13 protein-coding genes are annotated in these 13,410 nt (G+C 61.2%); 2 read left to right on the plus strand and 11 right to left on the minus strand.

What is annotated here, in order from left to right; all coding sequences use genetic code 11:
* Nucleotides 1–2: 2 nt before the first annotated feature.
* Nucleotides 3–1,472 (plus strand): family 43 glycosylhydrolase, encoded by a 1,470-nt coding sequence (locus NQ559_RS08710; protein ID WP_026318409.1) that lies wholly within the window; start codon nucleotides 3–5, stop codon nucleotides 1,470–1,472.
* Nucleotides 1,473–1,705: 233 nt separating this feature from the next.
* On the opposite strand, the gene NQ559_RS08715 is transcribed toward NQ559_RS08710, so the two are convergent.
* The 6 genes from NQ559_RS08715 to pdxA all read right to left on the minus strand — a co-directional run bounded on the left by NQ559_RS08715 (nucleotide 1,706) and on the right by pdxA (nucleotide 7,882).
* A complete protein-coding gene (locus NQ559_RS08715) occupies nucleotides 1,706–2,356 on the minus strand; it encodes an acylneuraminate cytidylyltransferase family protein (protein WP_018696118.1) in 651 nt (216 codons plus the stop codon).
* Nucleotides 2,357–2,476: 120 nt separating this feature from the next.
* Complete coding sequence (locus NQ559_RS08720) at nucleotides 2,477–3,442, minus strand: long-chain-fatty-acid--protein ligase (RefSeq protein ID WP_026318408.1); 966 nt, start codon at nucleotides 3,440–3,442, stop codon at nucleotides 2,477–2,479.
* Between the two features lie 240 nt (nucleotides 3,443–3,682).
* The gene (infC, locus tag NQ559_RS08725; RefSeq protein ID WP_083923849.1) at nucleotides 3,683–4,303 is read right to left on the minus strand and encodes a translation initiation factor IF-3; all 621 of its coding nucleotides are present in this window, start codon (nucleotides 4,301–4,303) and stop codon (nucleotides 3,683–3,685) included.
* 36 nt (nucleotides 4,304–4,339) lie between these two features.
* Nucleotides 4,340–6,292: a threonine--tRNA ligase gene (thrS, locus tag NQ559_RS08730; RefSeq protein ID WP_018696115.1), complete on the minus strand. Its 1,953-nt coding sequence runs from the start codon at nucleotides 6,290–6,292 to the stop codon at nucleotides 4,340–4,342.
* Nucleotides 6,293–6,375: 83 nt separating this feature from the next.
* The gene (locus NQ559_RS08735; protein WP_018696114.1) at nucleotides 6,376–6,786 is read right to left on the minus strand and encodes a hypothetical protein; all 411 of its coding nucleotides are present in this window, start codon (nucleotides 6,784–6,786) and stop codon (nucleotides 6,376–6,378) included.
* A 1-nt stretch (nucleotide 6,787) separates the two neighbouring features.
* Complete coding sequence (gene pdxA, locus NQ559_RS08740; protein WP_018696113.1) at nucleotides 6,788–7,882, minus strand: 4-hydroxythreonine-4-phosphate dehydrogenase PdxA; 1,095 nt, start codon at nucleotides 7,880–7,882, stop codon at nucleotides 6,788–6,790.
* 361 nt (nucleotides 7,883–8,243) lie between these two features.
* Between pdxA and NQ559_RS08745 the strand changes: the two genes are divergently transcribed.
* On the plus strand, nucleotides 8,244–8,603 hold the full coding sequence (locus NQ559_RS08745; RefSeq protein ID WP_018696112.1) for a hypothetical protein: 360 nt from the start codon (nucleotides 8,244–8,246) through the stop codon (nucleotides 8,601–8,603).
* Between the two features lie 145 nt (nucleotides 8,604–8,748).
* Here the strand turns inward: NQ559_RS08745 and NQ559_RS08750 are convergent, their stop codons facing one another.
* From NQ559_RS08750 to NQ559_RS08770, 5 genes are all read right to left on the minus strand, one after another.
* Nucleotides 8,749–9,525 carry an RNA methyltransferase gene (locus NQ559_RS08750; RefSeq protein WP_018696111.1) on the minus strand — a complete coding sequence of 259 codons (777 nt, stop codon included), beginning with the start codon at nucleotides 9,523–9,525 and terminating at the stop codon, nucleotides 8,749–8,751.
* Nucleotides 9,522–10,445: a ribonuclease Z gene (locus tag NQ559_RS08755; protein ID WP_018696110.1), complete on the minus strand. Its 924-nt coding sequence runs from the start codon at nucleotides 10,443–10,445 to the stop codon at nucleotides 9,522–9,524. Before NQ559_RS08755 ends, NQ559_RS08750 begins: the two co-directional genes overlap by 4 nt.
* A 6-nt stretch (nucleotides 10,446–10,451) precedes the next feature.
* Entirely contained in the window at nucleotides 10,452–11,384 is a 933-nt protein-coding gene (trxB, locus tag NQ559_RS08760) for a thioredoxin-disulfide reductase (RefSeq protein ID WP_018696109.1), read from the minus strand.
* Between the two features lie 154 nt (nucleotides 11,385–11,538).
* Nucleotides 11,539–12,546, minus strand: a complete 1,008-nt coding sequence (locus NQ559_RS08765; RefSeq protein WP_018696108.1) for a WG repeat-containing protein — start codon at nucleotides 12,544–12,546, stop codon at nucleotides 11,539–11,541.
* Nucleotides 12,547–12,548: 2 nt separating this feature from the next.
* Complete coding sequence (locus tag NQ559_RS08770; protein WP_018696107.1) at nucleotides 12,549–13,406, minus strand: vWA domain-containing protein; 858 nt, start codon at nucleotides 13,404–13,406, stop codon at nucleotides 12,549–12,551.
* Nucleotides 13,407–13,410 lie beyond the last annotated feature (4 nt).

The following is a 13,410-nucleotide window of genomic DNA, read 5'->3' on the forward strand; positions in this document are numbered from 1 at the left end:
CAATGAAAAAATTATTGGCACTTATTCCGTTGGCTTCACTGCATCTGGCCGTAGCGCAGGTACGCGACTACGACCCCTCGGTGCAGCCTGTCGACCGTATTCAATATTTCAAACCCGCGGAATCCCACCTTTTTGTCGGCGATTGCATGCCTTTCGATTATCGCGGTACATTTTATCTTTATTGGCTTATCGATGAAGGCCATCATGCCGGACTTGGCGGTTTGGGCGGACATCAGTGGGCGCTGAGTACATCGGAAGATATGGTGCATTGGAAACATTATCCCGTGGCCTTGGGGATTGACAACGACTGGGAAAAGTCGATTTGCACGGGATCTGTCATAGACGTTGACAGCGCGGTTTATGCATTCTATTCTACGCGTGTGAAAGATGATGCGGGTGTGCACGAGCAATTGAGCTTCGCAGTCAGCCATGACGGGGGATTCAACTTTGAAAAGCAAACTCCCAATCCGTTTTTCATTACGCCGGAACGGTATGAATCCCGGAATTTCCGTGATCCCAAGGTATTTCGCGGGGAAGACGGAGCCTATCACCTTTTCATTTCGAGTTATGAAAAGAATATTCCGTTGTCCGGGTTCGGAGGATGTTTGGTGCATCTCGTTTCGGAAGACCTGAAAACATGGCGTGAGGTGGATCCTGTACTTACCGGACAGGTCGGAGTGCCCGAATGCAGCGATTATTTCCTTTGGAAGGGGTGGTATTATCTCCTGTATAGCGTCGGGGGCGATACCTATTATGTCCGTTCGAAAAAACCGTTCGGCCCGTGGGAATACCCATCTTCCCAGGCTTTCGTAGAGGGATGGGCCAATGTATACAAAACGGCACCGTTGAAGGACGGGCGCCGGGTCGCCGCAGCTTTCATACCCTGGCGTGGGGACGGTCGGGATCACGGGGGGCGGAATTTCGGTGGCAACCTGTTGCTCCGCGAAGTTTTCCAAGGGCGCGACGGGATGCTCTATACGCGGTTCCTCGAAGAGGCGCTCCCGTCTGCCGAACCGATACCTGTTTCCCTGTTCCGCTCTTTCGGGGATCGTACTCCTATCCTGAAAGACGATGCATTCGAACTGGCTGCGCCGGATGGAACACAAAGTGCTTTCCTTACGGATCTTCCCGCGAGCTACCGGTTGACGATGACTGTGGATCCCCGGTCATCGTACGATGAAGCCGGACTTTTTATCCGGGCCAAAGACAATGCGGATCGGGGTTATAAACTGGAACTGAATGCATTGAAACGTATGGTGCTGTTGCATAATCTGCGGATCGAAGGCGTGACGGGGCTAGATAAGAAGCTTTCACTCGATATCGTCGTCCGCGAAGACATGATCGACGTCTGCATCGGCGGCCGCCGGTGCGTGGTCAACCGGTTGCCCGAATCCAAGGGACGGGACGTGTTCTTTTTCGTGAAAAACGGGACGGTCGAATTCCGGGACTTGCATTTGAAGAAACTGAACTGAGAAATAAGATAGAACAAAACCGGGAGAATTTACCTCTCTTTAGAAAATATGAAAGCGACCTCTTTTCGGGTCGCTTTCATTATCCGGGAAATAAGTTGTCACAGGTCTTAAATTATATTTTCTTTGTCGCGAATAGCCGGACGCCGCATAATCACCCAGATTGCAGCATTTCCGTTTCTCGATCCGTGTTTTCGGACGCTGCAAATTTCTTTTTCGCTTGCCATCCGCTCCCGTCACCCCAGCCGCCGGCTTGCCGCGATGATCTCGGCCATCGTGAAATCCTCGGGGTTGTCGATGTCCAACCCTTCGATGCGGTCGACGACGGCCATGTAGGGCTTCTCCCCGATGCGGCGCCCGCGGCCGCACCAGAGCGTGCGCGGGAAAATGAAAAATGCGCTGGTTTCTATATAGACCGGCTCTATGGTCTGCGTGCGGGGGATGTCGTCCAGCGCATAGTTGAGCGGCCGGCCTTCGAACCAGGCGAAGGTCTGTATCTTCTCGGCGCTGAACGCCGAATCGTATTCCCCCGACCGCACGTGCCGCAGGGCGTCCGCCACGGTCTGCGCGCGGATGAACGGCGAGGTGGCGTGCGCCAGCACGTAGAGGTCGGCCTCGACGTCGGCCGTGAAACTGTCGTAGATCTCCCGCCCGAGCGTCGTATCACGGTCGAGGCCGGGGCTGCGGCGCAGGAAACGCACGCCTCGGGGCAGGTATTCGCAGATGCGTTCGTCGCTGCAATAGGCGTACACCTCGTTGATCTCCCCGATGTCGGCGAGCGTCCGCAGGATATGGCACATCAGCGGTTCGCCGCCCAGCAGGCGGAGGTTTTTGCCCGCTACCCGCTGGCTGTTGAGGCGTAAGGGGACGAATGCTACTGTTTTCATCGCTATCTCTCTTTTTTGTCGGTCTGTGTCAATGCCCTTCCCCCTCTTGTCGGTCGCTGCTGCCGGAGTCCCGCGAAGGACACCGGCCCGCGGACTGTGGCCGGGAGCTTTGCATGTAAATTATTGCACCAGCAGGTTGCAACCCCTGATGTCGCTGTGGTCGATGCGTCCTTCTACCTCGAACGCTCCGTCGGCAGCCACGCGCCCTACGTCCTGGGTCTGGATGAAGGCGCATGACCACCACGAAGCCAGGTCGGCGATGTCCAGCCCGCCGCGGGAGCCTGCCGGCAGGCGGTCGAACGGATCGTTCACGTCGCGTGCCGCGACCCGCATCCAGGCCGGGCAGCGGAAGATGTTCCCGCCCTGCGAGTAGGCCTGCGATGTGAGTTCCGCCATGCCGTATTCGGAGTGTATCCTGTCTACTCCGAATGCGTCGCACAGGATTTTGTGGAATTCCGCTTTGGGGATCTCCTCGCGGTATCCCTTCATGCCGCCCGTCTCCATGACGACCGTGTCGTCCAGCTTCGGGGCGTAACGCTCCGCCAAATCCCAGAGCGCATAGCTTACGCCCAGCAGGATCTTGGGCTTGGGGTCGCGGCGCATCGCCTCCAGCAGGGCTTCGTAGTCGTCGAGGTAAAAGCCGCCCGAGCCGCAGTCGGCGATCAGCCGGTCGGCCATGTAGACCAGCGACGAGCCTTTGCGCCGCAGGTAGTTGGGCAGCAGTGCATAGAGGCTCCACCGTGCAGGTTCGCCGTAGAACGTCCGGAACGAAGCGCGGAACGCCTGTTCGTAGAGCGCCAGCGAGCGCATCGGGTGGCGCGACGAGGTCATGCCGGTGGTGGCCGACGAGGTGAAGACCGCTTCGGGCTCCGTGCCGCCGCAATACACTTCGTGGGTCTTGAACAGCCCGATCGGCAGGTAGGGGATCGCATCCGCCGTCCGCACCTCCCCGGGCTGTACGCCGATCAGGGACAGATACTCGCGGTAGGGCGCGCATTCCGCAGCCTGGCGCCGGAATACCTCCAGCGCCGCCGCTTCGAAAGCCGCTTCATCCGTGATGCGGAATATGTCGTCGGGAGTTATCATCCCTGCAAAGGTACGCAAAATCGGCGTTCCGGTCAAAATAATTTTCGGCACTGCCGTCCCCGTCGTCCTCCTGTCCCCTATCATCCCTCCGAGCCATCCCTGGCAGCCGCTTCCTCACCCGCTTCCCCATGCTGTCCAGCCCTGCGATGAAACAAAAAATCCATAACCGGAGCCTTTTCCGGGCTCCGATTACGGATCGTTATGAATTCTGCGCGGCGGTGTCCGGCCGCCGCCAAGACCTTACTTCTTGCTTTTCGGCGCAAGCATCATGTTCATCTTCTTGCCGTCGAGCTTGGGCATCATCTCCACTTTGGCCACCTCCTCGAGGTCGGTTGCGAAGCGCAGCAGCAGGATTTCGCCCTGCTCCTTGAAGACGATCGAACGGCCGCGGAAGAAGACGTAAGCCTTGACTTTGGCCCCCTCCTTGAGGAAGTTCTGCGCGTGCTTGAGTTTGAAATTGTAGTCGTGGTCGTCGGTCTGGGGCCCGAAGCGGATCTCCTTCACGACCACTTTCGTCTGATTGGCCTTCAGTTCCTTGGCTTTCTTCTTTTGCTGGTAAAGGAATTTCTGGTAATCGTCGATGCGGCATACGGGGGGCTCGGCCTTCGGAGAGATCTCGATCAGGTCGAGTTCCAGTTCGTCGGCGAGTTTGAGCGCATCGCGGATCGGCAGAACCTGCGGCTGGCCGACGTTGTCGCCGACCACACGCACTTCCGGAGCCGTGATCTCGTTGTTGATCCGGTGGGGGTTCTCCTTGACGGGCGGACGGCGCCCGAAGCGGTTGTTGGCATTGGCTGCCGGTTTCGGTCTGTTATTCCCGGGGGTAAACGGCCTCGGCGGGAATGGTTTCGGTGCTGCGATAGTTGTACGTATTAGTTAAGTTAATAATGTGTTCTTTTATTTCTTTTCCAGTTTGTTGGCGTCGATCTCCTCTTTGACCAGCCCGGTGATCAGGTCGCGGAACGCTTCCATCGTCATCTGGCCCTTGTCGCCCTCGCCTTGTGCACGGACGGATACGAGGCCCTCGGCCTCCTCCTTCTCGCCGACGATCAGCAGGTAGGGGACGCGTTTCAGTTCGTTGTCGCGGATTTTGCGGCCGATTTTCTCGTTGCGGTCGTCGACTTCGGTGCGGACGTCGTTGCGGTTCAGGTATTCGGCCACCTTCTGCGCATAATCGTTGAACTTCTCCGAGATCGGGAGTACCACGACCTGCTGGGGCGAGAGCCACAGCGGGAACTTACCGCCCGTGTGCTCGAGCAGCACGGCCACGAAACGCTCCATCGAGCCGAACGGCGCACGGTGGATCATGATCGGGCGGTGCAGTTTGTCGTCGGCGCCCTTGTACGTCAGGTCGAAACGCTCCGGCAGGTTGTAGTCCACCTGGATGGTGCCCAGCTGCCATTTGCGGCCGATGGCATCCTTGACCATGAAGTCCAGCTTCGGGCCGTAGAATGCGGCTTCGCCCAGCTCCACGACGGTCGTGAGCCCTTTCTCCCTGGCTGCCTGCATGATGGCGCTTTCAGCCTTCTCCCAGTTCTCGTCCGAACCGATGTACTTCTCCTTGTTATTGGGGTCGCGGAGCGAAATCTGTGCCGTATAGTTGTCGAACTTCAGCGTCTTGAAGATGTAAAGCACGATGTCGATCACGCGCTCGAACTCTTCGAGCAGCTGGTCGGGACGTACGAACAGGTGCGCGTCGTCCTGCGTGAACCCGCGCACGCGCGTCAGCCCGTGCAGCTCGCCCGACTGCTCGTAGCGGTAGACGGTCCCGAACTCCGCCAGGCGGACGGGCAGCTCCTTGTACGAGCGGGGCTTCGAACGGTAGATCTCGCAGTGGTGCGGGCAGTTCATCGGCTTGAGCAGGTATTCCTCGCCTTCGATCGGAGTGTGGATAGGCTGGAACGAGTCCTTGCCGTATTTGGCGTAGTGGCCCGAGGTCACGTACAATTCCTTGTTGCCGATATGCGGGGTAATCACCTGCTGGTAGCCGTATTCCTTCTGCACGCCCCGCAGGAACTGCTCCAGACGGTCGCGCAGTGCGGCGCCCTTGGGCAGCCACAGGGGCAGGCCCTGTCCCACGCGCTGCGAGAAACAGAACAGTTCGAGGTCTTTGCCCAGCTTGCGGTGGTCGCGCTTCTTGGCCTCCTCCATCATCACGAGGTATTCGTCGAGCATCGACTTCTTGGGGAACGAGATGCCGTAGATGCGGGTCAGCATCTTGTTCTTCTCGTTGCCGCGCCAGTATGCCCCGGCTACCGAAGTCAGTTTCAGGGCCTTGATGTAGCCCGTGTTGGGGATGTGCGGCCCCCGGCAGAGGTCGGTGAACGCACCGTTGGTATAGAATGAGATGGTGCCGTCCTGCAAGTCCGTAATCAGTTCTACCTTGTACTGGTCGCCCTTCTCGGTGAAGGTCTTGAGTGCTTCGGCCTTGGGGACTTCGCGGCGGACGAGCTGCTCCTTGTTGCGGGAAAGCTCCTGCATCTTCTGCTCGATTTTGGGCAGGTCGGCCTCGGTGATCGGCGTCGGCGAATCGACGTCGTAGTAGAAGCCGTTTTCGATGGCCGGGCCGATACCGAACTTGATGCCCGGGTAGAGTGCCTCGAGGGCTTCGGCCAGCAGGTGGGACGAGGTGTGCCAGAAGGCGTGCTTGCCCTCTTCGTCCTCCCATTTGTAGAATTTGACCGAGGCGTCCTCCTCGATCGGGCGCATCATGTCCACGGTTGCGCCGTTTACCGAGGCCGCCAGGGAGTCAGCAGCTAAACGAGGGCTGATGCTCTCTGCGATTTGGAAGGCAGTCGTCCCTTTGGCGAACTCCCTCACCGAACCGTCGGGAAAAGTGATTTTGATCATAAAAAAATTATAAAGTTAAGTTTTCGGGGCCTTCGGCGCTTCCACAATTACGAGACGGAATACGCTTCCGGGTTGTCCGGTGTTTATCGTTTTTTCTCTTCCGGCTGCCGCGCTGTGCGTGCTGCCGTGCCTTTGCCCGTCGTGTTTCCGGCCTGTGTTTCTCCGGCCTGTGTTTCTCCGACCGCCGGCCCTGCAATCCCCGCGTCTTTGGCCGCCGTGTTCCCGGTCTGTGTCTCTCCGGTTCGTGTTTCTTCGGCCGCCTGTTTCCCGGCTCCCGCATCTTTGGCCGCAGCGTTTACAGCCTCCTGCCCGCGGCGCCCTTCCCGGATCATCGCCGTCCCGGCGCCGATACCCAGCAGTACGGTCAGTTCCCCGGATGCCAGCTTCCAGAACTCCGTGTCGCCGAAAAAGTAATCGCAGAGCCATGCTCCTCCGAGCAATACCCATATGGCCACGAACCCGACCCCGATGCGGATCTTTTTTTGCGGCGTCATACTAATCCTCCCGTTCGGTCTGCGGCAGGTCTTTGACCGAGATGTCGCGTCCGCCTTTCTCGCGTTCGGCGCGCTGCAACGGGTTGCGGCTCCATTCCGTCCAGGCGCGGCGGTGCTCCACGATGTCGATGGCGGCGTAGATCGCCGACCTCATCGACTGCGCATCGGCCTTGTCCTGCCCCGCGATGTCGTAGGCCGTGCCGTGGTCGGGCGACGTGCGTACCTTGGCGAGCCCCGCCGTGAAGTTCACGCCATCGGGCGAGAGCGTCTTGAAGGGCGCCAGCCCCTGGTCGTGGTACATGGCCAGGATGCCGTCGTACTTGGCGTATCCGCCCCCGGCGAACAGCCCGTCGGCCGCAAAGGGGCCGAATGCCAGCACGCCTTGTCTGAATGCCTCGACGATGGCCGGGCGGATGATCTCCTGTTCCTCGTGTCCGAGCAGCCCGCCGTCCCCGGCGTGGGGGTTGAGCGCCATCACGGCGATGCGCGGCTCGACGATGCCGAAATCCTCGATGAGCGAGCGGCGCAGCGTGTGCAGGTCGCGCACGATCTTCTCCTTGGAAATGCTGCGGCTGATCTCCGACACGGGGATGTGCTTGGTGACCAGCCCCACGCGCAGCACGTCGCTGCACAGGATCATCATCGGCTCCCCGCCCAGCTCCGCCCCGAAGAATTCGGTGTGGCCCGTGTAGCTGAAATCCTCGCCCTGTACGCTCTCCTTGTTGAAGGGTGCCGTGACGATGGCGTCGAGCGTCCCTTCCTTCAAATCCTGCGTCGCCGTGCGCAGCGCTTCGACCGCAGCGCGTCCGGCCTGGGGCGATGCCTTGCCCGGCTCCGGCTGCCCGGCCTCCCCGCATACGATGAGGTTGGCCTTGCCGCGGCGGGCGTCGCGTGCCGCGGGCACGGTGTTGAACGCCACCGGTTCGGTGTCGCCCAGCGTATTTCGGTAATAGGCCGCCGCCGCTGGCGAACCGTAGACGACGGGCGTGAAGAGCTCCGTCATGCGCGGGTCGGAAAGGGCCTTGAGGATCACCTCCCAGCCGATGCCGTTCGGGTCTCCCTGCGTGATGCCTATTTTGAGTTTGTATTCAGACATAGATACATATATTTCAACTTACAAAGATACATATTATTCAGAATTGGCAATGCGCCGGATCGAATTTAAATGAAATTTTGCATTCCTGCGGCCCGGAATGTTTTGCGGATGGGCTTATTTTTCCTACCTTTGTCTTATGCAGCCTGTTAGGGTTGCCGACATATTCGGATAAAGGCGCATCGGCTTTTTTCTTACCATCGGAAATTGGACACTTTCGTGTAGCGTAAGGAACGAAGGTTGATGCTCTCGCTGTTTTTCGGCGTGGGCATTGGCCGCATTCTACGTTACAGGTCGTCCAATACCTCGATGGTGGATTCGGTATCTTTGCCCGCGCTTTTTTCCGGAGCAACAGCTCTGAAAGATGGAACCTTGCGCAAAAAAAATTACGCGGAAAAACAACCCGGCCCTGGTCGCCGCGGTTTTCCGGCTGATGTTCGAGACCCTTTGGATTCCGCCCTACGACCGCCGCAAATGCAATGCCCTGGTCGTGGATTTCGAACTCTGCGCCCGCTCCGCGGTGACACGGCTGGCTGCTACCGACCTTGCGGCCGCCTCGGGGGTCGAGCTGGACGAAATGCGCTATGCCGTGGAGTGCCTCCTGCGGAGCATCGAACGGCTCGATGCGGCGCGACTCCTGCCGCCCGAGCGGTGTGCCGAAGCTCTGGAAGCCGTACGCAGCATGGTTGCCGGCCTGCGCGAACGGTGTGCCGACCCGGTGTGAGTGCGGCGACCTCCTGCCCGTTGCTTCCGGTGCCATGCTCCGATAAGCGGGTGTAATCGACTTTATTCGGCGGATAACAGCTGAAATACGATGATGAAACCGGGCTGGCACGCCTTCCCGCCGCCTGTTTGCGGCTTCTCCCTGCCTATTTTTTACTCCTCCGCGCCTGTCCCGGGCCCCCGGTGCCTGCCTGCCGCCGGAATTCGGCGCAGACGATCCCCGTCGCCATCGCCACATTGAGCGATTCCGAACCCCGCCGGTCGGCCGGGTAAGGCGGGATGAACAATTTGCGGGTGACGGTCGCGGCCGCGGCGTCCGAAATGCCGCGCCCCTCGTTGCCCATGACGACGATCCCCGCCTCCGGGAGCGATGCCCCGTAGATGTTCTCCCCCTCCAGGAAAGTCCCGCACACCGGCAGCCCGGCGTCCGCGGCTCGGCGCAGGAACCCTCCCAGGTCGGTGTAGTGCACCCTGACGCGGAGTATGGCGCCCATCGTGGCCTGCACGACCTTGGGGTTGAAACAGTCGGCCGAGGCCTCCGAGCAGACGATGTCCGTGATGCCGAACCAGTCGGCCAGCCGGACGATCGTGCCCAGGTTGCCCGGGTTCTGGACGTCGTCGAGCGCCAGCGTCAGCCGTCCCGCGAGAGCCCGCATATCCAGTCCGTAATGCGGTATTTCGACCAGCGCCAGCGAGTTGGAGGCTGTTTTCAGCAGCGACAGCCGCTCCATCTCCTTCGTGCCGACGACCTCGACTTCCGGCCCTGCGAACAGGCCCTCCAGGGCGAATATCTTGCGTACCCCGAGGTGCGACGTGCGCAGCTCGCCGATGAGTTTCTCCCCTTCGGCGACGAACAGTCCGTGCTCCGTGCGCCCGCGTTTGCCGGCCAGCGCGCGGACGAGTTGTATGTCGGCTTTTGTCATCGTTGTTTTTCTAAGGTGAACGTCACCCCTTCGGTGGCGGGGTAGGTTTCGGGGAAGATCGCACGGGCCTCTTCGACCAGCATGTTTTCATCCTTGTAGCGCGACGAGTAATGCCCGATCACCAGCCGCTTCGCCCCGGCTTTCAGGGCTGCCTTGGCCGCGTCGGCCGTCGTCGAGTGTCCGCGCTCCCGGGCCGCCTTCTGCTCCGCCGCGGCGTAGGTCGCCTCGTGGTACATCAGATCGGCGCCTGCGGCCAGCGCTGCGGCCTTGGCCGAAAAGTTGGTGTCCGACAGGTAGGCGTACGACCGGGGGGCGTAGGGACGGTAGGTCAGTTCCCCGTTGGGGATCACCTCCCCCGTGGAGAGCGTGACGTCCTCGCCCCGCTTTGCGGCGGTGATCTGTGCGACCGAAAGCCCGTATTTCGTAATCTTGAACTTGTCGACGTTCAGCGCCGGCTCCTTTTCGCGGAAAAGGAACCCCGCCGTCGGCACGCGGTGGCGCAGCGGTATGCTCCACACCTCCAGCGTACGGTTTTCCATCAGCAGCGCATGCTTGGTCGTGTCGACCTCCGTCCATACGACCGGGTAGGGCAGTTCGCTGTCGAAATATTTGAGGTGGCAGGCCAGAATCTCGCCCATCGGTGCCGGTGCGAATACCCGCAGCGGGGTCTTGCGGCCGTAGAGCGCCAGCGTCGAGATCAGCGGGAACAGCCCGAATACATGGTCGCCGTGCAGGTGCGAGATGAACACGGCACGCAGCCTGAGCGGGTTGATGCCGTAACGGATCAACTGTTGCTGTACCCCTTCGCCCGCATCGACCAGGTAGTACTGCTCGTGCACGTTGACCACCTGCGCCGACGGGTGCCGGCTCAGGGTGGGCTTCGCGGAGGAAGACCCCAGTATGGTGACGCTGAAACTCATGCGTTTTTAGTTGGCCCGGCTTAACAGGAAACGCTCGCAGTCGATGGCCGCGATGCAGCCCGAAGCGGCCGCCGTGACGGCCTGCCGGTAGTGCGGGTCGCGGACGTCGCCCGCGGCGAAGACGCCTTCGATGTTGGTTATCGACGTGCCCGGTTCGACCTTGATGTAGCCTTCGGCGTCGAGCTGCAACTGGTCGCGGAACAACTCCGTGTTGGGGTGGTGCCCAATGGCCAGGAAGAAGCCCGAGATGTCGATCTTCACCTCCTTGCCGTCGTTGCAGCGCAGCAGTGCGCCCGTCACGCCCGACTCGTCGCCCAATACCTCGGCGGTGTTGTGGTTGAATATCACCTCGATGTTGGGGGTGCTGAACACCCGCTGCTGCATCGCCTTCGAGGCGCGCAGGTGGGGTTTGCGCACGATCATGTAGACCTTGCGGCAGATCGAGGCGAGGTAGGTGGCCTCCTCGCAGGCGGTGTCGCCGCCGCCGACCACGGCTACGTCCTTTTTGCGGTAGAAGAAGCCGTCGCAGGTGGCGCAGGCGCTCACGCCCATGCCGCGGAATTTCGTCTCCGAGGGGAGCCCCAGGTATCTGGCCGAGGCGCCCGTGGCGATGATCAGGGTTTCGGCCCTGATCTCCGTCTGGCCGTCGATCACCACGTGGAACGGCCGCGACGAGAGGTCTACGCGCGTGGCGGTGCCCGTGCGGATCTCGGCGCCGAAGCGCTCGGCCTGGCGCCGCATGTCGGCCATCATCTGCTGGCCGCTGACCCCGTCGGGGTAGCCCGGGAAATTCTCCACGTCGGTCGTCGTCGTGAGCTGCCCGCCCGGTTCGATGCCCTCGTAGAGTACGGGCCGGAGGTTTGCACGCGACGTATAGATGGCGGCCGTGTATCCTGCGGGGCCGCTGCCGATAATCAGGCATTTGATCGTTTCTTCCATGACTTGTAATTTTTTGTATTTGTTATTGTGATTATATGCTCCGAAGTCCCGCCGGTCGCCTTTTCCGGTTGTGCCGGGCAGCGCCCCTCTGGGCCGGGTTTGCCAATGCAGCCGGAAGGCGCCGATAACAGCGAAATATCTAATATTGCCGTTGTCACCTGCAAATTTCAGGCCCGCAGGGCTCCGGGACTTCCGTCCGGAACTCCGTGAGGCGGCGTCCCAGGTAGTCGAACAGCGCCCAGTGCCCGTTGTTGCGCACATGCACCACGCTGGCGGCGGGGTCGTAGTCGACGATTTCGTATTCGGGAGGTATGACGTAACAGCCCCGGCGGTCGATCAGCCCCATCCCCGTCTGCGTCTGTACCTCGGCGCGGCCTTCGCGGAAATCGCCCGCCCAGACGAACTGCGCCGGGATCACCGGGTTGTTGTCCGTATCCACGAACCCGAATCCGTTGTCGTCCTCCACGCACACCAGCCCTTCGAATACGTGGCTCGTCCAGCGGTGCCCGGTCAGGCTGCGCAGCGGGTTGTAGGGTGCTGTGACGTCGTTGGCCGTCTGGCGGGGCGCGGGTGCCTCGGCGATCCTGTGCCGGAGTGCGGCGAATGCCTCCCTGTCACCCGTGCCGAGCTCCGCCGTGCCGATGCGGGCATCGTAATAGCGTATCGGGACGAACCGTCCCCGGTGCCAGCGGAGGTTCGTTTCCTTGAGGTTGTTGTGTGTGAATTCCAGCTCCCCGAGCGCCGCCTGCAATGTGTCGAGCGCCGCGAGCAGCGTCGCCTTGTCCTCGGCGAGCAGCGCTTCGGCGAACTCCCACCCCGCAGGCAGGTGCTGCAACACCAGGTCTGTGTGCCGTTCCGCGCCCGTGGCGTCGTGCCAGCGCATTTCGCCCGGCAGTATGCGGCATTCCGCCAAGTAGCCGGTGTTGAGTTTGCGCAGCGCCGAGACCGTGCGTTCGATCCGGGGCATGGCCGACGGGTTCAGGGGCATGGCGACGAGCCACCGCTCGCCCCGCCATTCGACTTCCGCCTCGGCGAAACGCGTCGTGCGCACCAGGCGCGGTATGCCGTTGGGTTCCGTAACGGGGCGGGCGTCGGCGAGCGTCGCCAGCGACAGGTCGGGCGTCAGCAGTGCCCGGGAGAAATGTTGCAGGGTCACTATCATCTCTATTCGGTTTTGACGCTGATGGAACCTATGTTGAGCATGGCGACCAGCTGGGCCGCCGAGGCGTTGTAGCTCATGCCGCGGAAGGGCGGGATCGCACCCGGGCCCTTGGCTTCGCGGATGGCCTCGTTGAAGACCGCGGGCATTTCGCTCGAACAGTCGTAGAGCAGCGAGGCATACCGGTTGGTGTACCGGGCTTCGTGCGCCTCGGGGAAGAATACCGGACGTTCGGTATCCCCGGCGGCGATATGGATATTGATCAACAGAACATTGCCGTCGACGGTGCCCAGCGCCTTGATCTGGTCGCAGACCGTGCGCAGCTCCTCGTTGTCGCAGTCCGTGGCCTCGCCGTCGGTGATGTTGAAGACCACGGGAGGGAAACTTTCGGCGTTGGCCGTGCGGGAAGTCCATCCGGCGGCTATGTCCCTCACGCGGCGCAGTGCCTCGCACATCGGCGTCTGCCCGGCCGACAGGGGCTTGATCCACGCCGGTGCGGGAATCTCCCGCAGGGCGATGCTGCCGTCGGGAAGCCGGTGTTCGACCACCTCCGTGTGCACCGGCATCTCCTGTGCCGCGAGGGCGCTGACAGGCACCAGATCCTCGCCTCCGGGCAGCAGCGAGCGTACCTCGTCGTCACCCGAATAACCGACCACGGCGATGTCGTAATAGTCGCGTACGCCGTCGCTGCGGCGTGCCCGTTCGACAAGCTCGAACAGCAGGTCGTTGGTGATGGTTGCAACCGCTTCGGCCTTGGTCATGCAGCGTCCCCGGAAGAGGATGCTTTCGGCCATCGACCCCGAGCCGTCTATGGCCAGGATGAATGCCGTGCGGTGGTTGCGTGTGATGCTCTGTGTATACATGTTG

It is taken from the genome of Alistipes onderdonkii, from assembly GCF_025145285.1.
Taxonomy (GTDB): domain Bacteria; phylum Bacteroidota; class Bacteroidia; order Bacteroidales; family Rikenellaceae; genus Alistipes; species Alistipes onderdonkii.